Here is a 23,679-nt window from a genome sequence, read left to right as displayed (position 1 = left end):
TTTATTTTTGAACGAAGGTAATGTAGCATACTTGTCCAACTCCAGCATAAAAATATCAATATTTTTAGTAGTCATTACCTCTCTTTTCTCCTGTAATGCAGTTAAACATCTGGAAGAGGACGATCTGCTCCTCACTGAGAACTCCATCGTGGTAGACGGTGAAGTAACCAAAAATCCAGAACCCTACAGCCTGTTAAATCAAAAACCGAATCCCAAGACCCTGGGAATGCCAGTTGGACTGCATATCTACAATCTGGCCGATCAAAATCCTGATTCTACCTACCAGAATTGGCTCGGCAAGAAACCCAAAAGAGAAGAGCGAATGGTCAAATTCCATTCCCGCAAGCAGGTCGTTCAATTGGGAAGATTCTATTCTGGTTTCAACAAGTGGTTACAAGATACCGGAAATGCCCCGGTGATCATTGAGGAATCCAAGACCAATAAATCCATTGACAGATTGGAGGAGTATTACTTTTCCAAAGGCTGGTTCAATGTAAAGGCCAGCGCACGCGTGGTTCAGGATTCAACCAAAGAGAATAGAGGAAGTGTAGTGTACGACGTGACTCGCTACACACCTTATATATTGGATTCAATCACTACCCAGATCAGTTCACCAGCTATAGATTCACTTTTCCGGGCGACCGAGGCCCGAACATTTATAAAATCAGGCAAACAATACGATGTGGACGATTTTATCAATGAGCGGGATCGCCTCAACATATTGTTTAGAAATAATGGATTGTATTACTTCTCCCAGGAATATATCGAGTTCGATGCCGATACGGTAAATACCGGGCACAAAGTATTGGTGGATTACATCATACCGGACCGACGGATCACCACCCAGGATTCGGTCTACACAGAACCCTTTAAGGTCCATCATATCTCCGATGTCAGGATAGTGACCGATTATAGCTACTCCAACAGGGGCCGTCCATATACGGATTCGATTGTATACAACGGATACAAGCTTTACGGCTATGACGAGATAAAATACAGGCCCAAGGCTATTACAGATGCTATTTCCATCGCTCCCAATTCCATCTTTAAAGATATTGACCGTCGCCTGACCTACAATCAGGTGAGGGATCTGAGAACATTTAAGTACCCTAATATCGATTATCGGGAAGATCCTTCGGACAGCACGGGAACAGGTCTGATCACCACCATCTTACTCAGTCCTCAGAAAAAGTATACCCTTGGATTGGACTTTGATGCATTTACTTCGACCATCCAACAATTCGGGATTGGTTTTAGTGCAACCCTGGGTATCCGTAATGTTTTCCGTGGTGCCGAATTACTGGAGATCTCCGGTAGCGGAAGTGTTGGATCTTCCAAGGATGCGGCAGATAGTGAAAGTAAATTCTTCAACATTTCCGATGTAGGAGTAAATGCCAAATTATCCATTCCAAAAATCCTGTTCCCTGGTAATACTGACAATTGGATTCCTAAATATATGTCTCCGGTAACCAGTGCCAGTGTAGGGGTGAATGCTCAAAACAATATCGGTCTGGATCGAAGGAACATCAGTTCCATCTTTAGTTATCGCTGGAAACCGACCAACATTAAGTCCTATCAGTTTGACCTTTTCAATCTGCAGTACGTTAGGAACCTCAACCCGGACAATTACTACAATGTATATACAAGCTCTTACGATCTGCTGAACGATATTGCCGAGGATGTGAATTACCCCTTTGAAGATCCTATCAGTATGGAACTGGGCATTCCGGAGGAGGTCAATATGTTCATTCAGGAATCGCTGGACCCAAATAATCCTCTGGACCTAAATAGCAGCCAGCAACAGGAGGTTTTGGGAATAGCCGAAAGACAGGTTCGTTTGAGTGAGGACAATCTGATCTTTGCCACCAACTTCCAATGGATCCGAGATACCAGGCAGGGATTGGCAGACAGAAGTTTCTCCAGGCTGCGTTGGAAAGTGGAGTTCGCAGGGAACTTTTTATCGTTGGTCACCAGTTACTTCAACCTGGAAGAGGACGAGCAAGGGCGTGAGAAGATCTTCGGCGTTGCTTTCTCTCAATATGCCAAAGGAGAGATCGAATACCAAAAACACTGGCAAGTTGCCAATCGTTCTGTCTTTGCGACAAGGGCATTTATAGGCTTAGCACTACCTTACGGAAACAGTGGAAGTATGCCGTTTACCCGTAATTACTTTGCTGGGGGTGCAAACGACAACAGAGGTTGGAGAGCTTACGATCTAGGTCCCGGAAGCAGTGGTAGTATCTTGGACTTCAATGAAGCCAACTTTAAATTGGCATTCAATGCCGAACTACGTTTTCCACTCATTCGGGATCTGAAAGGAGCAATCTTTGCTGATGCCGGTAACATCTGGAACGTGCTTGACGACGTGCAGGTAGAATCCTTCCGGTTTACAGGTATAGAAGACTTGACAGAACTCGCACTTGCGACCGGCTTCGGCTTGAGATATGATTTCGGATTCTTCGTTTTCAGACTGGATATCGGGTTTAAGACTTATGATCCGGGATTACCAGAAGGAGCCCGATGGTTCAAGGACTATAATTTCGGAAATGCCGTCTATAACATCGGTATCAATTATCCATTTTAGGCTGTATTATTTTATTATTTTTGCCTTCTAATCTTACGCATTATGAGCCACCAATTTAAACCGGGGGTAGCCACCGGACAAGATGTTCAACGTATCCATCAACTAGCCAAGGAAAAAGGTTTTGCCATGCCCGCTGTCAACGTGGTGGGATCCAACAGTATCAATGCAGTCCTGGAGACAGCGGTCGAGTTGAACTCTCCGGTCATCATACAGTTCTCCAATGGAGGAGCCCAATTCAATGCCGGGAAGGGATTGTCCAATGAAGATCAAAAAGCAGCAATCGCAGGAGCTGTTGCAGGAGCGTTGCATGTGCATGAATTGGCGAAGGCGTACGGAGCTGTGGTCATCTTACATACCGACCACTGTGCCAAGAAATTGCTTCCTTGGATTGACGGTTTACTAGACGCGAGTGAGGCTCATTTTGAAAAGACTGGCTCTCCTTTGTTTAGCTCTCATATGATCGACCTGTCGGAAGAACCGATAGAAGAGAACCTGGAGATCTGTCATCGCTATTTGACGCGCATGAGCAAGATGGGCATGACACTCGAGATCGAATTAGGGATCACCGGGGGTGAAGAAGACGGGGTAGATAACACCGATGTGGATTCTTCCCGCCTCTATACCCAGCCTGAAGAGGTTGATTTCGCATACCAGCAACTTAAGAGCGTAAGTGATCAATTCACCATTGCAGCCGCTTTTGGAAATGTTCACGGGGTATACAAACCAGGAAATGTGCAATTGACCCCAAAGATTCTGCTCAATTCGCAAACCTATGTGCAGGAGAAACACGGAACGGGACACAATCCCATCGATTTTGTTTTCCATGGCGGAAGTGGATCGACCGTAGAAGAGATCCGAGAAGCCATTGGCTATGGAGTTGTAAAGATGAACATCGATACAGATTTGCAATTCGCCTTCAATGAAGGTATCAGGGATTATATGGTGAACAATGTGGAGTATTTAAAGACCCAGATCGGTAACCCGGAGGGGGACGATATTCCAAACAAGAAATATTACGACCCACGAAAATGGTTGAGGGAAGGTGAACTCACCTTTAAGGCCAGATTGAAAAAGGCCTTCGAAGACCTGAATAATATCAACACCCTGGCTAACTAAACAACTATCCTCATGGCTTGGTTTAAACGAACAAAAAAGGGAATTCAAACTCCCACCGAACAAAAGAAGGATGTACCCAAAGGACTGTGGTATAAATCCCCAACCGGTAAGATCGTCGATGCCGACGAGTTGGAGAAGAATTTCTATGTGAGCCCAGAGGACGGATATCACGTCCGAATAGGGAGTAAAGAATACTTTGAGATCCTGTTTGACGACAATACCTTCAAGGAATTGGACAAGAATATGGTCTCCAAGGATCCGTTGAAATTTGAGGACAGCAAGAAATACTCGGACAGGCTAAAAACCGCCATTGAGAAGACAGGACTTAAAGATGCGGTAAGAACCGCAGTGGGAAAGTCTATGGGAGAAGACCTGGTTGTCGCCTGTATGGATTTCAAGTTCATCGGTGGCTCTATGGGTAGTGTGGTTGGAGAAAAGATTGCTCGTGCAGCCGATTATGCGCTTAAGAATAACACCCCTTTTATGATCATCTCTAAAAGTGGTGGCGCCCGAATGATGGAAGCCGCACTCTCACTGATGCAGTTGGCCAAGACCAGTGCAAAACTTGCCCAACTCGCCAAGGCTGGTATTCCATACATTTCGTTGTGCACCGATCCAACTACCGGAGGAACTACAGCTTCTTTCGCCATGCTGGGAGATATCAATGTTTCCGAACCCGGAGCACTGATCGGTTTTGCAGGCCCTCGAGTTGTTCGTGACACTACCGGGAAAGAATTGCCTGAAGGATTCCAAACAGCCGAATTTGTCCTGGATCATGGATTCCTGGATTTTATCAGCCACCGGAAAGACCTGAAGCGACAGATCAACCTGTACCTGGATCTGATCCTTAACCGGCCTATCCGGGAGATGACAGCATAAAAAACCGCCCTTACGGGCGGCCTCAACCATCGAGAAAACTTATCCTGCTTGCTTACCTCAGGATAATAACAAAATCTTCTCCGTTAACACTTAATGTGGCGCGGCGATCACAAGTTCCGTCGCCAAAATTCAAGGTTCCCTCCTTCTGGTTGCGAAGCAAGGAGACCTCACCACTGACAATAAACGGACAGCTTGCCTCCTTGCGCAAGGGGACAATGACTTCAGCTTGGTGAGTGAAACCTGTAGACACCTCTACATTTCTGTTTCCGGTGATCAGGTAGACATTGTCTCTCCATACTCCGCTACCAACTCCTTCTATCCATTCCAGGACACGGGTACCCCGGACTTGGGCAATTATCCCGTCAGATAATGTTACTTCCAGATCCTTATTGGCGGTAGATTGGGGGTTACCGTTTAAATTGCCGCGCTCGCGGAAGATAGAACCTCCCCCTGCGACTGTCTTGTCGTTGTAGACGAAATCTTCAAATTGATAGGTGATGCTTCGTGTTTCAGCCACAAGTGGCCCATAGGAAAAATTGATCTTCCCGGAGATAATTGCACCGTTCCTGAGTTCGCAACCAAGTCCAAAATCCAGGGTGACAAAGGTTACATCATTCTCTGAACTTACGATCACAGTCACACAGTCTGAGAAGAAACTCTCCTGCTGTGCTGCCCACTCCTCCCGTTCAGCATAGGCGATGTCGATCATATCCAGAGCCATATCGGACGCTTCATCTGCTTCAGCGGATAGTTGAGAATCTTCCGCGGTCAGCTGGGCCGATTGCTCATCCTGAACCGGGTCGGTTGCTCCATCATCCTCCGAGCAGGAAGCCAAGAGGGTCGCAAAGACCAGGGACACCATAGCTAATTTCATTACATGTGATCTCATAATTGAATTGTTTTATAGGTTCATGTCTTTAAGACACCCTTAACAATCAATGGTTTAATACGTATGCGGATATTTAATTTTTTGATCCTCGAGCGGCTCAATAATGAATTTTACGTATCTTTGCCGCTCGATTACCACGAGGGTTATCGGATACATAAAAATCATTTAAATAATATTGGCATGTATTTATCACCAGAAGTAAAAAAGGAGATCTTTAAAAAACACGGTAAGGGAGAATCGGATACTGGTTCGGCCGAGGGTCAAATCGCACTATTCACTCACCGTATCGAACACCTGACCAAGCACCTGAAGCAAAACCACAAGGACTTCAACACTGAGCGTTCTTTGGTTAAGCTGGTAGGTAAGCGTCGTGCGTTGCTTGATTACCTTATGAAAAAGGACATCATGCGCTACCGTGCGATCGTTAAAGAGCTTGGACTGCGTAAATAATATGAAAAAAGGGGCATTTAGCCCCTTTTTTATTTGATCTTCACTTTTTGTAATTTGTTTCCTTAAAGGAACAATCAAAAAAGCTACTTTTTAGTTTTTCATTGGTCGATCACACACAACACAACCGTTATCTGAAAACCGGATAATGATCAGACAAACGTCCCGGCTTAGAAGGGACAAATGAAAAACAAATGATTCCAAAAACGTACAAAGAGGTCATAGACCTGGGTGACGGTAGGGAGATCTCTATCGAAACCGGAAAATTGGCCAAGCAAGCTGACGGATCTGCAGTTATCCAGATGGGTAACACCATGCTGTTAGCGACGGTGGTTTCGTCCCGAGACAAAAGTCCTTTCGACTTCCTGCCATTAACAGTAGATTATCGTGAAAAATTCGCCTCAGCTGGGCGATACCCTGGAGGTTTCTTTAAACGGGAAGCACGACCAAGTACAGACGAAATTCTGACCATGCGTCTTGTTGACCGTGTGCTCAGACCTTTATTTCCTAAAGATTACCGCTACGAGATCCAGGTAATGATCCAATTGATGTCCCATGACGAAAATGTCATGCCGGATGCCTTGGCCGGACTTGCCGCTTCTACAGTGATCCAATTGAGTGACATTCCTTTTGAGTGTCCTATCTCAGAGGTCCGAGTGGCCCGTATTGATGGTGAGTTCGTCATCAATCCAAGCTTTGAACAAGTAGCCAATGCAGATATTGACCTGATGGTCGGTGCCTCTGCAGACAGTGTTGCCATGGTTGAAGGTGAAATGGACGAGGTATCTGAGGAAGAAATGGCAGATGCTATCCGCTTCGCTCACGAAGCGATCAAAGTGCAGGTTGCTGCTCAGGAACGCTTGGTAGCCGCTGTTGGTAAAAAAGAAACCAGAGACTACGAAGGAAGTGAAGAAGATGAAGATCTTCAGAAAAAGATTCACGATGCCGTATACGATAAGTGTTATGCCATCGCCAAACAAGGTCTTGGAAAGCAAGAGCGAGGTGAGGCCTTTTCTGCTGTAAAGGATGAGGTCCTGGCTATGTTTGACGAGGAAACCCTTGAAGAACGCGGAGCCATGATCAAGAAATATTTCTCTGCAGCTCACAAAGATGCCGTAAGGGATGTAGTCTTGAAAGAAGGTATCCGATTGGACGGACGTCAGACGACAGATGTGAGACCGATCTGGTGCGAGGTGGATTATCTGCCGTCTACTCATGGTTCTTCCATCTTTACCCGGGGAGAAACTCAGGCATTGGCAACGGTTACCTTGGGAACTTCCAGAGAGGCCAACATCATTGACCTGCCAACAATTCAAGGCGAAGAGACCTTCTACCTGCACTACAACTTCCCTCCTTTCTCAACTGGTGAAGCCCGCCCATTGCGCGGTACTTCCCGACGTGAGATTGGACACGGAAACCTGGCCCAGCGAGCCCTTAAAGGTATGATCCCAGACGATTGTCCTTATACTGTTCGTGTAGTTAGTGAAGTACTTGAGTCTAACGGTTCCTCTTCCATGGCGACCGTTTGTAGTGGTACCATGGCCCTGATGGACGCTGGTATCCAACTGAAAGCTCCTGTTAGCGGAATAGCTATGGGACTGATCAGTGACGGAGAGAACTACGCAGTCTTAAGTGATATTCTTGGAGATGAGGATCACCTTGGAGACATGGACTTTAAAGTGACCGGAACTGCAAACGGTATCACAGCCTGCCAGATGGATATCAAGATCAAAGGTCTTAGTTATGAGATCCTGGTCAAGGCCCTGAAGCAAGCGAGAGATGGACGTCTTCATATTATGGAGAAATTAACCGACACCATTGCTCAGCCTAATGAGTCTGTTAAGCCTCATGCACCGAAGATCGTTACTACGACAATTCCTGAAGATTATATTGGAGCACTTATCGGCCCTGGTGGTAAGAACATCCAGGAACTGCAGAAACGAACCGAGACCACCATCGTAATAAACGAGGAGGATGGTAAAGGAATCGTGGAGATCCTCGGAACCAACCAACAAGGTATAGAAGATGTGATCAAAGCCGTTGAGGCCCTGACCTTCAAGCCAGAATTAGGCAGTGTTTACGAGGTCAAAGTGATCAAGATCCTTGAATTTGGTGCGGTCGTGGAATACCTGGAAGCTCCGGGGAACGAAGTTCTGCTTCACGTTTCAGAATTGGATTGGAAACGAACTGAAAATGTTACCGATATCGTGAATATGGGTGATGTCTTAGATATCAAATATCTGGGTGTTGATAGTCGTACCAAGAAGGACAAGGTTTCCCGTAAGGCGCTTCTTCCGAAGCCAGAAGGGTACAAAGAACGTCCTCCCCGAAGAGACGGTGGCAACAACCGAGGAAGGGATAACAGACGTCGCGATAATCGCGATAACCGACCTAGAGAAAGAAGAAGAGAAGAGTAGTCTTCCTTGCATATAAAAGAGCCGCGGAAATCCGCGGCTTTTTTTTTGTTTGGAAATTTAGTTTATTTTTAACACTGATTTAATATAACCGAACCAATAAACAGTCCCTATGAAAAAACTTTACGTTCTATTACTTGTTGCCTTAACCGTTGGCTTTCAGGCATGTACAGAGAAAGACAATACTATTGATGCCGTACTGGACGGAGTAGACAGTGGGGCTGTCCTTCGTACGCTCTCCATTATCTCGGGTGAAGTTCCACTAGGGACTGAAGGAGCCGGATTTGCAGTCGAGGTCGAGGAACAAGATAGTCAGGATGGTGCCTTGCTGGATAACGTTGACGTATTCGTGGCCTTTACAGATAACTCGCCAGAGAATGGTGATGCTTCCAAATCTGAAGTTGCGCTGAAAACCGTTGGTCGAGATGCCTTTACTGAAGGACCCTTCGGATTGCCAAGAGGTGTGATCGATGCTTCCTTGGATGAAATTCTAGGTGCTCTAGGGCTTCAGCAAGGAGATCTTTTTGGTGGTGATGCCTTCACCGTGCGATTGGCATTGAATTTGACGGATGGACGTACTTTTAGCGTTGATAACGCCGGAGGTATCATTACGGGAGGATTCTTTAACTCTCCTTTCCAATATACTGCTACAGTTATTTGTCCAATCCCGGATACCTACTTAACCGGTATGTATTTGTTAGAGGAGATCACTCCATATGTTGATGGTCCTACCTTCGATGACGGTTCAGTAACCGAGGTGTTTGTTGGAGACTTCAGTACAGAGCGTTACTTCCTGACCTCTAACTACCCGGACTATTGTACCACTCCAAACGACTTCCGCTTTACCTTGGTCTGTGGAACTGTCGTTGTACCTATCCAGGAGAGTAACTGTGCCTGCGGGTCCGGAGCTGATTATTTTGGCCCATCTGACAATCCGGCGAGCTACGATCTAACTGACGATTCAGTATTCCTGTTGACTTTTGAGAATGATGTTCAATCAGATTGTGCACCTCCAGAAGACACCACTTACAGGTTGACCAAGCAATAATCAAGACATTTTATTATCCGGATCGATTGGCTAATGATGAAGTCAAACTCGGTCCGGATAATATTTTTTTGACCATTTTGTAACATTTGGGTTATTAACTGCGTATAATAAATCACAGGCAGAACATTAACTTACTTAGCGCATTACTGTAAATGAGACAACTTAAAATCACCAAGCAGGTTACCAACCGGGAAACTGCTTCGCTAGACAAATACCTTCAAGAAATAGGAAAAGTTGATCTGATTACCGCCGAAGAAGAGGTGGAATTGGCTCAGCGTATAAAAGCCGGAGATCAGCGCGCGTTGGAGAAGTTGACCAAGGCTAACCTTCGTTTCGTGGTTTCTGTGGCCAAACAATACCAGAACCAAGGCTTGACCTTGCCCGATCTGATCAATGAAGGAAATCTTGGATTGATCAAAGCTGCACAACGATTTGACGAGACCCGTGGGTTTAAGTTCATTTCGTATGCGGTTTGGTGGATCCGACAGTCTATCCTTCAGGCGTTAGCAGAACAATCCAGAATTGTTCGTCTTCCGCTCAATAAGATAGGTAGCATCAATAAGATCAACAAGACCTATGCTTTCCTGGAGCAGGCACACGAACGTCCGCCATCTGCAGAAGAGATTGCCAAGGAATTAGATATGACGATCAATGATGTGAAGGAATCCATGAAGAATTCCGGACGTCACGTATCCATGGATGCACCTTTGGTAGAGGGTGAGGATTCTAATCTATATGATGTACTGAACAGTGGAGAGTCGCCAAACCCGGATCGCACCTTGTTGCACGAGTCCCTAGGTACTGAGATCGAGCGTGCGTTAGAAACACTTACTCCCAGGGAGGCCGATGTGATCCGCCTTTATTTCGGTTTAGGTAATCAACACCCCATGACCTTGGAAGAAATTGGGGAGACCTTCGATCTGACCCGGGAACGTGTTCGTCAGATCAAGGAAAAAGCCATCAGAAGGCTAAAACATACCTCAAGAAGTAAAATTTTGAAGACATATCTAGGATAATTCCTATATTACGGCTACAACAGTTAAAAGATAACTGTTCGTTTTTTGATTGATGAATGACCTCCGGCTGATTACCGGAGGTTTTTTCTTTATCCAAGGGAAGGTCGTATTTTTGCAACACTAATCCATTTCCCTATGCAAACCCTTATAGCCCCCTCTGTTCTTGCAGCGGACTTTGCCAATCTTCAGCGCGATGTAGAAATGATCAATCGCAGTGAGGCAGATTGGTTCCATATCGACATTATGGACGGTGTTTTTGTTCCTAATATCTCGTTCGGGATGCCGGTTCTTCGTGATATTGTGAAGCACGCGACCAAACCCATGGATGTTCACCTGATGATCGTGGACCCGGATCGATACATAGAAACCTTTGCCAAACTGGGAGCAAATGTGTTGACTGTACATTACGAAGCCTGTACCCATTTACACCGAACACTTCAGGCTATAAAAGCCGAAGGCATGCAGGCTGGTGTAGCCATGAATCCCCATACCCCTGTGCATTTGCTACAGGACGTGATCCAGGATATCGATCTGGTCTGTCTGATGAGTGTGAATCCCGGCTTTGGTGGGCAAAAATTCATTGAAAACACTTACAGTAAGGTTAGGGAACTGCGTCAAATGATCGAGGCCAAGGGAGCCTCTACCCGAATCGAGATCGACGGAGGTGTAACCGATCAAAATGCAAAGGCCCTGGTGGATGCGGGAGCCGATGTGCTGGTAGCCGGTAGCTTTGTATTCCGGGCCCAGGATCCTGTAGCTACGGTTGCCAATTTGAAGGCCTTGACCAACGCCACCTCGGGAACCCACTAATTACAGAAAACTTGAAGATGAACCCTGATACCAACCCAACCTTTGATGTACTCATCGTGGGGGCAGGACCTATAGGTATTGCCTGTGCATTGGAGTGCAAAAAGGCCGGTTTGTCTTATGTGGTCATCGAAAAAGGAGCCCTGACCAATTCCTTGTTCAACTACCCACTGAACATGACCTTCTTCTCCACCTCGGAAAAATTGGAGATAGACCAGATCCCTTTCATTTCCAATCAAGCAAAACCCGACCGTGACGAAGCATTAGAATACTACAGACGGGTAGCAACTTCGAACAAACTCAATATCCGGCTTTACGAGGAGGTTCAAACCGTTTCCAAAGAGGATGAAGGTTTTCGGATAAAGACCAACAAAGCAGATTATAGAACGAGCTATGCCATCGTCTGTACAGGTTTTTATGACATCCCTAAGCTCCTTGAAGTGCCAGGAGAGGATCTACAAAAAGTGAGTCATTATTACAAAGAGGCTCACTCCTATACCTTGCAGGATGTCGCTGTAGTTGGTGCCAGCAATTCGGCTGTAGATGCCGCCCTGGAGATCTGGAGAAAAGGAGGACGAGTTAGCATGATCGTAAGAGGACCCGATATTGGAGATCGGGTAAAATACTGGGTTCGGCCAGATATCATCAACCGGATCGCCGAGGGCAGTATAAAAGCCTATTACAATTCTGAGATCACGGAGATCCAGCAGGACCAAATTCTAGTGAGAACACCGCAGGGTGAAATAGCTCTGGAAAACGATTATGTTCTAGCCCTGACTGGTTATCGGCCTAATTTTGACTTTTTGCAGGCCATGGGTATTCGTTTATCCGAGGACGAAAAACAGATCCCGGAACACGATACTGAGACCATGGAATCCAACGTGAAAGGTATCTATTTGGCTGGGGTGATCTGTGGTGGAATGGAAACCCATAAGTGGTTTATTGAGAACTCGCGAATCCATGCCAAATTGATCGTCGATCAACTGCGATCATCCCGATAATGGGCATAGTGGAAGTTCAATAGCTTCCTGGTATAGTCATAGAGTTCAGGGAATTCCCGTTCAAATTCCTTTGGAGATTCAATAAAGTATTCCGCCAGAACGGCCATGAATTCATACTGATTGGTAAAGGCATAATCCCTGAAATAGGCCATGCTGTTAAGCCGATCCCTGACATCTGTCTGGGTTAGGTACTTCAGAATGTTCTGAAATTGTCTGGCAAATCGGGACGCATCCAGATCCTTGCTGCTCCGGGCCTCCAATTGCATGGCATGCATAAATTCATGTATCCCTAAATTCCGATTGTCTGAAGTATCTGAAATGCCCTTCTCGAAATCTGTCCAGGAAAGTACCAAGGCCTTTTCCCGAGGATTGAACTCACCCAGATGATAGGTCTCATTAATATTGCTGTAAAACTCTCCAGGATAGATCAAAATAAAGGAGATCAGGTTATAGAGATAGTTCTTACGCCCAAAACTCAGAAGTATCGCCAGTGAAGATATCAGCACCTTCATTCGCGGAGTCACATCTAGACCATCACGTCCTACAAACTCCTTTTCCTGCAGGAAAGTAGCCACGCGATGTTCAAACTGACGTTGTTCTTGCTTGCTTAGTTGACCAAAGAATAGAACTTCTTTTTTGATGATGGCCAACTGATCGGGATTCAAGGTTCTAAACACCCGCCAATGCCGGTAAAGGGGCCTCTGATAATAAGCCGCATACCAGGACTCGAAGAGACGAAACAGGACAAATCCAAAACCTAGCAGAACAATGACATAGGCGTAAGGCGCCAGCCATGTGAAATTCTCGTCTGTCTGAAAAAGGAGCACAAAGAGGGATTTGGGATGTTGAAGATAGCGATAAATCCCCTATTTACTCTAATTAGCTCTTAACAAAGCAGTTGTCTCAGGACTTCCCGCCCTCTCCCTTAAAATTCTGAGAGCTATTCTTAAACAGTACGTTGAAGGTTGTAAGACTCCCATAACAACGGGTGATATACTGTTGCAAGTCGATCTTATCTTGTTCTTCCAAAGCCTTGTTGCTGTTGATCTTTTGTTCCATCACCCTCAAACGGTCTCGCAGCATAACGATCTTATGAAAGAAAGTATTGATTGGGATCTCCTTGCTTGAAAGATTGGTATCCTTGGGCTCCAAGATCAACTTTCCACCCTTGTACCTATCCGCAATAGGCACCACCTCACTGATATCACTCCACTTTTTGAGTATATTCCTCAGACTTTTTTCCACCTCATACAGACTCACGGAGTCGACCTCGTCTTCTGAAAGTTCGATCAATTCGAATTCATCTTCTACATCGATAGTCTCTAATCCTTTGTCGATAAATGTTACCCAATACATTTTGGAAGTCACATTGGTCACTACTCCTTTTCCGTATTGAGGATGGTTGATGCGGGATCCTATTCCCAATATTGGTCTGCTCATGGTTCTAAATTTTCCGAATACTAAGTTAATAATGAAAATTAAAGCTCGAGTCTGATCGATATCATTTTTACCCCTTGGACCTCCTATTATTTTTGAACAACATATGAGCATATTAACTTCTTCCCTGATAGAAAAACACAATGTACCTGGTCCCTGATATACCAGTTATCCGACTGTTTTAAACTATGACAACGGTCATTCGACCCAAGGATTTTCTCACGAAAAGTAAGCTTTAAACTCTGAAAACTTTTGTACCTTACTTGCTACTATTCAACTAACATTAACCTTTAAATCAAAGCATTATGAATCGTGGAAAATTCATTTCTTTATTAAGTGGATTACTGATCCTGGCATTTTTAGTTGCCCCGAGTGCGCAAGCCCAGTCCCAAAAGAAGGTGACGGAACTGAAGGTGGACGCTCAAGAGGCCAAAAAAGAATTTCTTGAAGCGGACTATCAGATGGAGAAACATTTCTCCTCCGCTCATGGCTACGTGATTTTCCCTAATGTTGGTAAGGGAGGATTAGGTATTGGAGGAGCAGCTGGAAATGGTGTCGTTTATCAGGGTGGTGCCGAAATAGGCATGGCCAAGTTGACACAAGTAAGTATTGGATTTCAGGCCGGTGGTCAAGCTTTTAGAGAAGTGATATTTTTTAAAGACAAGGCCGCCATGGATCGTTTTAAAGAGAATAAATTTGAGGTTGCGGCCCAGGTTTCGGCTGTTGCCGCAACAGCAGGTGCATCGGCGGATGCCAGCTATACGGACGGAGTAATGGTATTCACCATGGCCAAAGGCGGGTTGATGTATGAGGCTTCTGTAGGCGGGCAAAAATTAAAGTTTAATCCCTTCTAAAACTCTTATCCTCTTAAAGAAAAGTTACTTAGTTTTACACTAATGACTTTTACAGTAATCAATCGGGACCAGCTGAAATCCATCCTTGTGATCGGATTTTTGTTGCTCCCGATTCTTTTGGCCTCGGCTCAAGAAGTAACCCAGGATAGCGTTACCACTCCCTTCAGGAAAGGGAGATGGTTAAGTGGTCTGAGCGGTTCATTTAGTTCTAGCGCTTTGGAGATCAGTGGTTCTGATGAATTGGTCTCCTCTAATGCTTATTCCCTGGAAGTCTTCACAGGTACTTTCTTCAAGGACCGCTGGTTTGTTGGAGCGAACATTTTGGCGGGGAGATCAGAAGGTAGTGGCCTTGTTGAAAGAGAGTCAGAAACATTCTTGCTCGGTCCTTCCATAGGCTATTATTTCCTGAAGGAATCGTATGGCTCGCTCTATCTCAGCGTGCTTCCTGGATATATTCGAATACGAGAGACCAGCAGCGTCGATCTGGAAAGGAGACTGGTACAGCAAACTGTGGAGGGTCCAGGATTTGCGCTTCGAACTCGCTTGGGATATGCATATGTAATATCGGACAGGGTAGTTCTGGACGTAGGCGTTGGAACGAGCCTGGCTTGGTTAGATATTGATCTAACCTCAGAAGCACTGGGAGCAGATCGGAGTGATTCCATCTTCAACAATTCCACTTTCTTCTCCTTTGGTTTTAATGTCATACTAGACGAATTCTTTTTCTGATGAAAGCAAGGCTGTCTATTATATTATTCCTGGTTTTCATCTCTGGCTCTATGGCACAAACCGGGGACGATCAAGGCATTGTTCGCTCCGACACCTTGGGAAAAGGAAAGAGCTTCAAGTTGATTGGCATACCTGTCATTTTCAGTACACCGGAGACCGGATTTGGATTTGGTGGAGGGGGTCAGTTGTTTATCACCAGGGAACAAAACACCTTTCTGGCAAGACAGTCTAACATTCTGTTTACCGGAATTTATACCGCCAATTCTCAGATAGTGATAGAAGCCAGCCCACAGGTCTATTTTGGAGCCGGAAACTATTACCTGGATGGCACCTACGAATTTAGGATCTATCCCAATAAATTCTGGGGAATTGGGAATGACACGCCAGATAGTAACGAGGAGAACTACGACATGACCAGCCATAAGTTCAATGTGGACTTCCTAAAGCGACTCCCTCCTTCATTGAATTTCGGATTCCGCTTCAATTTTGAAAATCACGAGGTAACCGAGGTTGCCGAAGGTGGTATTTTGGATTCCGGTGAGGTGTTAGGTAGTGATCGGGCTGTAATTGTGGGCCTTGGAGCCATATTTAACCTGGATACCCGTGACCAGATTGAAGATCCGCATGGGGGATATTACGTAAGCTTTAACGCACAATTTTCCAGTGAAAACCTGGGTTCAACTCATGGATTTAATCGATTTATTACTGACATGCGTGCCTATCGGCCCTTAAACGAGAACAGTTTATTGGCTGCCCGGTTGTATGTGGAGAACAATTTTGGAGACGTTCCCTTTCAGGCGAAATCACAATTTGGGGGTGGAGACATTGCACGTGGATATTTTAAAGGGCGGTTCATCGATGATCAAATGTATGTACTCACGGCCGAATACCGCTGGCGATTCTTACCAAGATGGAGCCTTGCTGCTTTTGGCCTGGTGGGAGAAGTTTCCAGTCTGAACCAGGACTTTTTCCAGGATCCGAAATTTAGTGCTGGTGGTGGAATCCGTTTCAAAATATTGAAAGAACAGAACACCTTGGTACGCCTAGACCTGGGATATGGCGAATCCGGTAACAGCGGCTTCTACTTTGGGGTAAATCAAGCCTTTTAATCTAAACTATTTGGAGCGTTATTTGTTTACCAGTGAGCGACTGGGTTTCCGAGCGTGGAAACCGGAGGATCTGCATTTCATTGATGAGCTCAATTCGGACCATGAGGTAATGCGTTACTTTCCCTCAATTCCTAACAGGGAACAAAATAAGAGTCTGTTACTCCGGATGATTGATCTTTATGAAACCAATGAATATTGCTACTTCCCTGTGGAAAAGTTAAGCTCGGGTCAATTTGTAGGATTCATCGGTATAGCAGACCAGGACTACCCAGCACCATTTACACCTGGAGTGGATATTGGTTGGCGATTAAAGAAAGAATTTTGGGGCCAAGGACTGGCCAGCGAGGGTGCCAATCGTGTTCTTCAGTATGGTTTTCAGGAAATCGGATTGGATCGGATTTTTTCCATTGCCCCCAAGATCAACAAGGCATCGATTGCCGTTATGAGGAAGATAGGTTTGGACTACCTGACCGATTTTTCACACCCTAAGCTGAAAGATCATCCTAATCTAGAAAGCTGCAAGGTGTATCAGTTATACAGGACCGATTATCTTGCCAAAGAATTGTGTTTATCCAGATTTAATCTCCATCCGGGTTGATCACATCGTCGTCGATCTGTTCTTCTTTGGGATCTAAGGAATAAAAGACTCTTAGCCGAAAGATATTCTGTGGAGTAGTAGACCCTGAACTGTCAAAAAGTTTGGATATCTGCCGGATGTAATGGACCTCGTAGCGCCAATCCTTGGACAGCCTGTGTCCTAATGCGAAGTACCAACGAAAGTTATTGACAAAGACCTCTTCGATATCCCGTTCAAAAGGAATGAAACCTTCCAACATCATCTTGAGGTAAATGGGCCGCTTCTCTCCCAGGAAAGTGAGATCCCTTGACTGGATTCCACCCAGTATCCTGCCCCTGAGACTAAAGTTATTGACTCGGTCCTGATAGTAGAACCAACGTTCTTCAAAACGCAGCCTGAAAAACAGCTTGGACCAACCCAGATCCGGCCAGGTAAGATTGAAATCCTGGTTCAATCTAAATTCATTGACATTGTAGGTGTTCACATTGAAGGTAGAGAATAAGGCAAGGCCCGCCGATACTTTGAGCAATTTATGGGCCCGGTAAGTTGCTGTAGGCCGGATCAATATCTGACTCCATTCCCTACCAGAGATCAATCCCCTGATACCCGCATCCCCTCCAATGGAAAACTTCTCGTCCAAAGGGGCCTTTATAGCAAAATTGGACCATATCTGATTATCCGTCTGGGCCTGTGAATCCTCTATTTCCGCCAGTCCAAGCAAGCAAAATAAGACCATAGGTAATCTTCGTAACGGAAAAGACTTCGATCGGGGAAGCATAATGTGGTCGACCATACTAACGACTAAGTTATCCGTCGTAGCAGGACTTCTGGAATACATCTAGTTGAGTAGACTAAAATATGAAAACCTAAATCCAACCCGACATCTTCTGTCGGGAATTTATTATCTTCACTCAGCTAATTTAGATTCGATAACATTTTAACAGAATTTATGCGTGTATTGATGATGATGGTTGCTCTCTTGACGAGCACCTTTTTGATGGCCCAGATCAAGTTGGATGAAACTAAGATTGTCGAATTAAAGGAAATTGGCAGCCTAAGTTGTAAAGAAGGTAAAACAGCCTTTATCAACTACCATTCCGGTAAGGAAAAATTCTACTGGACCTACAAGAACGAAAGCGAAACCTCCAAAGCCAAATACGAGTCCATTACCTTTTACGGTACAGATGATTACGATCAATTGAGAGAATGGATCTTCGAGCAAATTGGTACCGGCCAAACATCAGAGATCGAAGTTGGCAAGGCTGAATTATATATCAGTTTCGAAGAGGACCGAATGGCGATAACTCACCAAGAGAATGGTGAAGAGATCGGTCGGCTTCAGATCGATAATGAGGCCGTACATGAGCTTTTTGCACCTGCCAATAACTAAAGCACTTTTCTGCACTCCTACAATTCTGTAACTTAGGGAGGTGAACGCATAGTTTATCTCTTGAGAGCCTTTGTAATTCCTTTATTCTGCATCCTCCTGCTTGCATCCTGCAAAAAGGAAAGTTCTTTGCCTGACCCCCTTGCAGCGGGCTGGAAAGGAAACAAGGTGTGCGAGGTGATCGAAGAGAACGACGAGATACGCGTACTGCGTTGTACCTTTCCGCCTGGAGTTGGCCATGAACGTCATTATCACCCTCCACATGTTGCCTACACATTGGCCGGGAGTACCTTCCAGATGACAGACACAACTGGTGTAAGAACATTGGAAGTGCCAACAGGGCTTCACTACTACAGTGAAGGCGTAGAATGGCATGAGGCATTGAATGTTGGCGACAGCACAGCCCAATTTTTAATTATCGAACCAAAACAGTGAGAAAGATCGTCCAGCAAATCTTTGGTCATTGGATCTTTATGGCCATCACACTTATCACTCTTAGCACATTCACAGGATGTACCTCTCTGAATGATGGAGAACTATTCTGGGTAGAAGGAACAGGTGAAACATGTGATGCCGGGGCGGCTAAAATACAGTGCTATTTGATCAATAGATCCAAGGATCCGAACACAGGCGAATGGGAATACTTCTATTCTTCTATTGACGGTTTCGAAATTAAACAAGGGGTGCGACAACTTATCAGGGTCCGTGTGGACACTGTTTATAATCCGCCTGCCGATGGAAGTAGTCTTAAGTATACCCTATTGAAGGTGGTCAAGACCCAGAAAATGTGGTGATGTAAAGGTTCTACCTTGGGGCGCTGTTCCCCTCCCGAGACAAGTTAATTATTCCATTTGTACCTGTCAATTTATCCAAAGATCACTACTTTGAATTCTTGAATAACTACACCGAATTCAAGCAATGAATAGACAGATTATGAATCTAAAACCGGCACTTCAACTTAGTTTTCTAAAGATCTATATGGTCATTTACTACCTTGTGCTTTTTATCTTTACCATAATCAGGTGGGACATACTATCCAAAGGAGAGGGTTGGGGTGTAGTGTACATGGTCGGACTTGGTTTTGTTGGCCTGGTCTTGGTTGGTGTAGATTTTTTACTATGTCTTTTGCGGAAAAACAAACTGATTCTGAATATTATCGAAATAATTATCGGGTTTTTCTTTAGTATATCCCTTTTTATTGGATCATGACACCATCAGTATCTCAAAATATGTATGCATGACTAGAAATAATAGGAACTTTCTTCTCGTCTTTCTAATAACAATTTTCGGTCAGCACCTTACAGGTCAAAACCTCTACTATATTCATGAAAATGTAGAAAAGAGTTACAAAAAGGAAGGTCGGTATTATCCTGACCATACTGTAAAAATCAAAGATGGAGATGTATATTCAAGCGGTAAGTTGATGTTCCAACCTCCACTCAAGCAGATCTATGATCACTTCTTTGAAATCTTTGAGGATGAAGACGAAAAACAATTTGTGGTAGTTACCCAGGTGTTTAAGGATCAGAATGATTTTGCAAGTGTTTATACTGTTATCCGAGAATTGCTTTACTTGGTAGACTTAAGTGAAGAGGGCCAAGTCTTTGTCACCAAAATGCACAATGGTATTTGGAGTTACAACAATGGCCTCATGTTAAGTACCCAGGAAAGTTTCGATTTCTATGCCGGAGGTAATCGTATCAAAAAGATCGATACTGAACAGAAAAAGATTGTTATCCTCAGACAGCATGAAGATGGTGAGGTCTATGAGCAGGCATTTGATATATATAAGTATTAGAGAAACATTATCATGAACAGAATAACACTCACCTTAGGACTAATTACTTGCTTATTTATTTCTTGCCAGGAAGACAAGCAGGATGAAATGGCTGAGCTAGTCGGGCTTGTCGATCAATTAAAGGCCGATCAAAATCATGAAATTTTGCTCACCTTGAAGCCATCTGCGAATGATATCAGGCAGATTTTTGAGGGGGAAATAGCTGTTGCCCGCGTGATGGCATACTGCAACCTGAAATGGGGTGAACCAGATAAGATCCCGCCCAATATAGTAAAGCCTGTGACCGAAGATGCCGAGCTGAAAATATTGGTAGTCTCCAAAAATGACCTTCAACAAGGAGTAACTAACGGCTTTCCCAGAGAGTATCTGGTATTGGCTAATCAACTTAAGAAAGACATCAAATTATACGCTATCCAATACTTAAACGAAGACGGAACCGAACAAAAAATGCGGTCTGCATTATTTAAGCCTTCTGATAAATGGGTTATGATTCCCCTTACTTATATGGCGTTTGAGTGAGTGTATGGAGTGAAGTAAGCTGGAAGGATTTCTAGGTGATCCGGACCGAACGTCATTCTCTTAATTTTAGAAGGATTACTCCGTGATCCTCAAAACGCTCACTGCTGCAAGTGCAAAAGCTGCATGGTGGAACACCATGTGCTTTTTTGTTTCTTGCACCCCTAAAAGCAAGCTTTACGTCAGTTCGAGTGGTTTTGCGAAGCAAAATTGTATCGAGAACGGGTTACTTGCTGCGCTCGCTGCTGCAAAGTAAGTTAGAAGGATTACTCGTGATCCTCAAAACGCTCACCGCTGCAAATGCAAAAACCTGCAAGGCCATAGGCCTTGAGTTTTTTGTTTTTGCGGCCACTCGAAAACAAGTTTTCTGTGGCCTTTAAAAACAAAAAACCCGCAACTATCGTTGCAGGTTTTTGCGCTTGATGTGACCGCGGGAGGATTCGAACCCCAACCCTCAGAGCCGAAATCTGATATTCTATCCAGTTGAACTACGCGGCCAATATGGTTAAGAACTGAGTCTTTGCTTTACTATGGTCGAAATGGTCTTGCCATCGGCTTTTCCGGCTAATTTTCCGGAGGCCATTCCCATTACCTTTCCCATGTCCTTCATACTGGAGGCACCGGTCTGGGCAATGATCTGGTCAACGACAGCTGCGATCTCCTCCTCTCCCAATTGCTCGGGTAAGAACTGTTCGATCACAGCAGCCTGGGCCAATTCTGGTTGAGCCAGGTCATCCCTGCCCTGTTCTGTAAAGATAGCAGCACTATCCTTGCGTTGCTTGACCAGTTTTTGCAAGATCTTCATTTCCTGATCCTCGGACAATTCGGCTTTGGCACCGCTTTCTGTCTGGGCTAGCAGTATGGCCGATTTAACCGCACGAAGAGATTCCAATGCCACCGCATTTTTCTCTTTCATAGCCGTTTTCATGGCGTCCATTATCTGCTTTTGAAGACTCATTTCAACTTGTTTAAAACAGGTCGCAAAGATAGCTATTTAATCTGTTTAACAAAGAAAAGGCCTGCACAAATAAATCCTGTGCAGGCCCGCTATAGAAACTCAAAAATGAGCAGTTGGGCGTATTAATCGACGTTGTCGTGCAAGAAAGAATTGTTGGAACGCAGATCAATATCATCATCGTCTGTGTTGATCGAGGTTCTCGAAATATTCGATTCGCTCGGATCACTTTCGTCCAATTCTATTCCCATCCGCTTGTAAGCAGGTTGTTTTTCGATCTCGTCTATCTTGGAAGGACTATTGCGGAATTTATAATTGAATTCCTTCATCTTCCTTCTTCGCTCGTCCGTTCTATCCCGAAGTAATTTGGAGATGGGCGAATTCAATGGGTCAGCATTTTCCTCATCCACCTCTTCCTCTACAGGAGCTTCTTCAGTCCGAGTGGTGAATTCTACTTCCTCTTCAGATGGTTTGGCACTATTGAGGTGATTCTCGATCTCCTCGTAATCGTCCAGGCTGTATCGCTTAACCCCCTCGTCTGACACTTCGGTAATGGGCACGATCTCTACCGCATCCTTTACTTCGATCTCCTCCAAATTGTGGACCAGTAATTCAGGTTCTTCTGCTACAGGCTGGCTCTCCGGCATTTTTACCGGCTCAGCTTGTGTTGGTTGATTGATCGGTAAATCGAACATCAACATCTGCTCCTCTACCTCCTGACGATCATCCTTGACCGCCTCTTCTTCGGCCTCCACAATAGTGAATTGGTTCACATCGATCTCATTGATCTGTATCTGTTCGAACTCTGCCAGGTAATGAATATCGATCAGGGTAGACTCCACTTCGATATCCTTGATTAGCTCAGTGGTCTTCACATAGCCTTCAAAAGGGCCTCCATCCTTAACCTCCGTCATGGGTTCATCTTCAAACAACTCGTGTCGGATCACTTCAGGTTCCTCAGATTGAGATTCCTGAGTAGTCGTATTCAATGGAACTTCAACAGTAGAACGCATAGGAGTGGCAGTCAAGTCATGTTCTGCCCGCTGCTCGTCTTCCAGGGTATGGATGATGCGAGTGGTCTCTGCATTGACGATCTCATTCTGCTGCTCGGCGTCAAATCCAGTTGCAATGACCGTGATGGAGATTGCACCTTCAAGAGAAGAATCTTCTCCAACCCCCATGATGATATTGGCGCTGTGACCAGCCTCGTCCTGGATGTGATCACTAATCTCACCGATCTCATCGATGGTGATCTCTTCAGATCCAGAGACGATCAACAATAATACATTCTTGGCCCCATTGATCTTATTATCGTTGAGCAATGGAGAATCCAAGGCTTTGGAAATGGCCTCTTTAGCTCGGTTTGCTCCAGTGGCATGAGCACTTCCCATAATGGCCGTTCCGCTATCCGCCAGGACGGTCTTCGCATCTCTAAGGTCAATGTTCTGAGTGTAGTGATGGGTGATGACTTCGGCTATCCCGCGCGCGGCAGTTGCCAATACCTCGTCAGCCTTGGAAAAGCCTGCTTTAAAGCCCAAATTACCGTAAACCTCTCTCAGTTTGTTGTTGTTGATCACGATGAGCGAGTCAACATTATTTCTCAAGTTCTCCACACCGAGTTGGGCTTGTTCATTGCGCAACTTACCTTCAAACAAGAAAGGACTGGTTACGATCCCAACCGTTAGTATATCGAGCTCTTTGGCCATGCGGGCAATGATCGGAGCTGCCCCTGTACCGGTTCCACCTCCCATTCCGGCTGTGATGAAGACCATCTTAGTATGAGTAGACAGCATGGCTTTGATCTCCTCCAGGCTCTCCATGGCGGACTGTTCTCCGATCTTTGGGTTGGCACCGGCGCCCAATCCTTCGGTCAGGGAAACACCCAGTTGGATCTTGATAGGGACAGGGCTGTTTTCCAAGGCCTGGGCATCGGTATTGCAGATCACGAAATCCACTCCCTTGATCCCCTGGCTGAACATGTGGTTAATGGCATTGCTACCACCTCCACCAACACCTATAACCTTGATCACATTGGATTGATTCTTGGGTAGATCAAAAGCGATATTCTCAAATTCGGCTTTCTTGGGCATAAGTATTTTTTTTGTGAGATTGTCTT

The 23,679-nt window shown here is 45.0% G+C and carries 25 protein-coding genes and 1 tRNA gene; 19 read left to right on the top strand and 7 right to left on the bottom strand.

The annotated features are described in order from the left end of the window. Positions 1–7 precede the first annotated feature (7 nt). The 3 genes from tamL to accD are packed head-to-tail and all read left to right on the top strand — an operon-like array spanning position 8 to position 4,579. On the top strand, positions 8–2,584 hold the full coding sequence (gene tamL / locus BST85_RS01425) for a translocation and assembly module lipoprotein TamL (RefSeq protein ID WP_245917609.1): 2,577 nt from the start codon (positions 8–10) through the stop codon (positions 2,582–2,584). A gap of 42 nt (positions 2,585–2,626) precedes the next feature. Beyond that, entirely contained in the window at positions 2,627–3,700 is a 1,074-nt protein-coding gene (fbaA, locus tag BST85_RS01420) for a class II fructose-bisphosphate aldolase (RefSeq protein WP_104811631.1), read from the top strand. 12 nt (positions 3,701–3,712) lie between these two features. Beyond that, a complete protein-coding gene (gene accD / locus BST85_RS01415; protein WP_104811630.1) occupies positions 3,713–4,579 on the top strand; it encodes an acetyl-CoA carboxylase, carboxyltransferase subunit beta in 867 nt (288 codons plus the stop codon). A 52-nt stretch (positions 4,580–4,631) separates the two neighbouring features. Here accD and BST85_RS01410 read toward each other — a convergent pair whose 3' ends face one another. Next, entirely contained in the window at positions 4,632–5,468 is an 837-nt protein-coding gene (locus BST85_RS01410) for a hypothetical protein (RefSeq protein WP_146090618.1), read from the bottom strand. 180 nt (positions 5,469–5,648) lie between these two features. Between BST85_RS01410 and rpsO the strand changes: the two genes are divergently transcribed. From rpsO to BST85_RS01380, 6 genes are all read left to right on the top strand, one after another. Next, a complete protein-coding gene (gene rpsO, locus BST85_RS01405) occupies positions 5,649–5,918 on the top strand; it encodes a 30S ribosomal protein S15 (protein WP_104813850.1) in 270 nt (89 codons plus the stop codon). A 191-nt stretch (positions 5,919–6,109) separates the two neighbouring features. Beyond that, positions 6,110–8,332 (top strand): polyribonucleotide nucleotidyltransferase, encoded by a 2,223-nt coding sequence (locus tag BST85_RS01400; protein ID WP_104811628.1) that lies wholly within the window; start codon positions 6,110–6,112, stop codon positions 8,330–8,332. A 109-nt stretch (positions 8,333–8,441) separates the two neighbouring features. Further along, positions 8,442–9,377, top strand: a complete 936-nt coding sequence (locus BST85_RS01395) for a hypothetical protein (protein WP_104811627.1) — start codon at positions 8,442–8,444, stop codon at positions 9,375–9,377. Positions 9,378–9,529: 152 nt separating this feature from the next. Further along, positions 9,530–10,393 carry a sigma-70 family RNA polymerase sigma factor gene (locus BST85_RS01390; protein WP_104811626.1) on the top strand — a complete coding sequence of 288 codons (864 nt, stop codon included), beginning with the start codon at positions 9,530–9,532 and terminating at the stop codon, positions 10,391–10,393. Between the two features lie 135 nt (positions 10,394–10,528). Then, entirely contained in the window at positions 10,529–11,203 is a 675-nt protein-coding gene (rpe, locus tag BST85_RS01385; protein WP_104811625.1) for a ribulose-phosphate 3-epimerase, read from the top strand. 17 nt (positions 11,204–11,220) lie between these two features. Continuing rightward, positions 11,221–12,201, top strand: a complete 981-nt coding sequence (locus tag BST85_RS01380; RefSeq protein WP_104811624.1) for a YpdA family putative bacillithiol disulfide reductase — start codon at positions 11,221–11,223, stop codon at positions 12,199–12,201. Here the strand turns inward: BST85_RS01380 and BST85_RS01375 are convergent. Further along, positions 12,180–13,028, bottom strand: a complete 849-nt coding sequence (locus BST85_RS01375; protein WP_181039932.1) for a zinc-dependent peptidase — start codon at positions 13,026–13,028, stop codon at positions 12,180–12,182. The genes BST85_RS01380 and BST85_RS01375 overlap by 22 nt on opposite strands. Positions 13,029–13,104: 76 nt before the next feature. After that, complete coding sequence (locus tag BST85_RS01370; RefSeq protein ID WP_104811622.1) at positions 13,105–13,641, bottom strand: hypothetical protein; 537 nt, start codon at positions 13,639–13,641, stop codon at positions 13,105–13,107. Positions 13,642–13,943: 302 nt separating this feature from the next. On the opposite strand from BST85_RS01370, the gene BST85_RS01365 reads away from it, so the two are divergent. The 4 genes from BST85_RS01365 to BST85_RS01350 are packed head-to-tail and all read left to right on the top strand — an operon-like array spanning position 13,944 to position 16,928. Continuing rightward, positions 13,944–14,492, top strand: coding sequence for a YSC84-related protein (locus tag BST85_RS01365; protein ID WP_104811621.1), 549 nt, complete (start codon positions 13,944–13,946; stop codon positions 14,490–14,492). Between the two features lie 42 nt (positions 14,493–14,534). Further along, complete coding sequence (locus BST85_RS01360; RefSeq protein WP_104811620.1) at positions 14,535–15,221, top strand: hypothetical protein; 687 nt, start codon at positions 14,535–14,537, stop codon at positions 15,219–15,221. After that, positions 15,221–16,330, top strand: coding sequence for a BamA/TamA family outer membrane protein (locus BST85_RS01355; RefSeq protein WP_104811619.1), 1,110 nt, complete (start codon positions 15,221–15,223; stop codon positions 16,328–16,330). The genes BST85_RS01360 and BST85_RS01355 overlap by 1 nt, the downstream gene beginning before the upstream one ends. Positions 16,331–16,340: 10 nt before the next feature. Next, a complete protein-coding gene (locus BST85_RS01350; RefSeq protein ID WP_104811618.1) occupies positions 16,341–16,928 on the top strand; it encodes a GNAT family N-acetyltransferase in 588 nt (195 codons plus the stop codon). On the opposite strand, the gene BST85_RS01345 is transcribed toward BST85_RS01350, so the two are convergent. Then, positions 16,909–17,643 carry a DUF2490 domain-containing protein gene (locus BST85_RS01345; protein ID WP_181039931.1) on the bottom strand — a complete coding sequence of 245 codons (735 nt, stop codon included), beginning with the start codon at positions 17,641–17,643 and terminating at the stop codon, positions 16,909–16,911. The genes BST85_RS01350 and BST85_RS01345 overlap by 20 nt on opposite strands. Before the next feature lie 213 nt (positions 17,644–17,856). On the opposite strand from BST85_RS01345, the gene BST85_RS01340 reads away from it, so the two are divergent. The 6 genes from BST85_RS01340 to BST85_RS01315 all read left to right on the top strand — a co-directional run bounded on the left by BST85_RS01340 (position 17,857) and on the right by BST85_RS01315 (position 20,611). After that, complete coding sequence (locus BST85_RS01340) at positions 17,857–18,297, top strand: M14 family metallopeptidase (protein WP_104811616.1); 441 nt, start codon at positions 17,857–17,859, stop codon at positions 18,295–18,297. A 126-nt stretch (positions 18,298–18,423) separates the two neighbouring features. After that, positions 18,424–18,729, top strand: coding sequence for a cupin domain-containing protein (locus BST85_RS01335; protein ID WP_245917608.1), 306 nt, complete (start codon positions 18,424–18,426; stop codon positions 18,727–18,729). Next, positions 18,726–19,088, top strand: a complete 363-nt coding sequence (locus tag BST85_RS01330) for a DUF4377 domain-containing protein (RefSeq protein WP_104811614.1) — start codon at positions 18,726–18,728, stop codon at positions 19,086–19,088. The genes BST85_RS01335 and BST85_RS01330 overlap by 4 nt, the downstream gene beginning before the upstream one ends. Positions 19,089–19,212: 124 nt before the next feature. Beyond that, positions 19,213–19,503, top strand: coding sequence for a hypothetical protein (locus BST85_RS01325; protein ID WP_104811613.1), 291 nt, complete (start codon positions 19,213–19,215; stop codon positions 19,501–19,503). Positions 19,504–19,531: 28 nt separating this feature from the next. Next, positions 19,532–20,092: a hypothetical protein gene (locus BST85_RS01320; protein WP_146090617.1), complete on the top strand. Its 561-nt coding sequence runs from the start codon at positions 19,532–19,534 to the stop codon at positions 20,090–20,092. Positions 20,093–20,104: 12 nt separating this feature from the next. Then, positions 20,105–20,611 carry a hypothetical protein gene (locus tag BST85_RS01315; protein WP_104811611.1) on the top strand — a complete coding sequence of 169 codons (507 nt, stop codon included), beginning with the start codon at positions 20,105–20,107 and terminating at the stop codon, positions 20,609–20,611. A gap of 422 nt (positions 20,612–21,033) precedes the next feature. On the opposite strand, the gene BST85_RS01310 is transcribed toward BST85_RS01315, so the two are convergent. The 3 genes from BST85_RS01310 to ftsZ form a co-directional block, all read right to left on the bottom strand. After that, positions 21,034–21,106, bottom strand: a tRNA-Arg gene (locus tag BST85_RS01310). Between the two features lie 7 nt (positions 21,107–21,113). After that, on the bottom strand, positions 21,114–21,566 hold the full coding sequence (locus tag BST85_RS01305; protein WP_104811610.1) for a GatB/YqeY domain-containing protein: 453 nt from the start codon (positions 21,564–21,566) through the stop codon (positions 21,114–21,116). A 122-nt stretch (positions 21,567–21,688) separates the two neighbouring features. Then, complete coding sequence (gene ftsZ / locus BST85_RS01300) at positions 21,689–23,653, bottom strand: cell division protein FtsZ (RefSeq protein ID WP_104811609.1); 1,965 nt, start codon at positions 23,651–23,653, stop codon at positions 21,689–21,691. Positions 23,654–23,679 lie beyond the last annotated feature (26 nt).

The organism is Aureitalea marina (genome assembly GCF_002943755.1).
Lineage (GTDB): Bacteria > Bacteroidota > Bacteroidia > Flavobacteriales > Flavobacteriaceae > Aureitalea > Aureitalea marina.
Note: the sequence above shows the minus strand (reverse complement) of the source record. Positions and strands in the feature narration are given on the sequence as shown.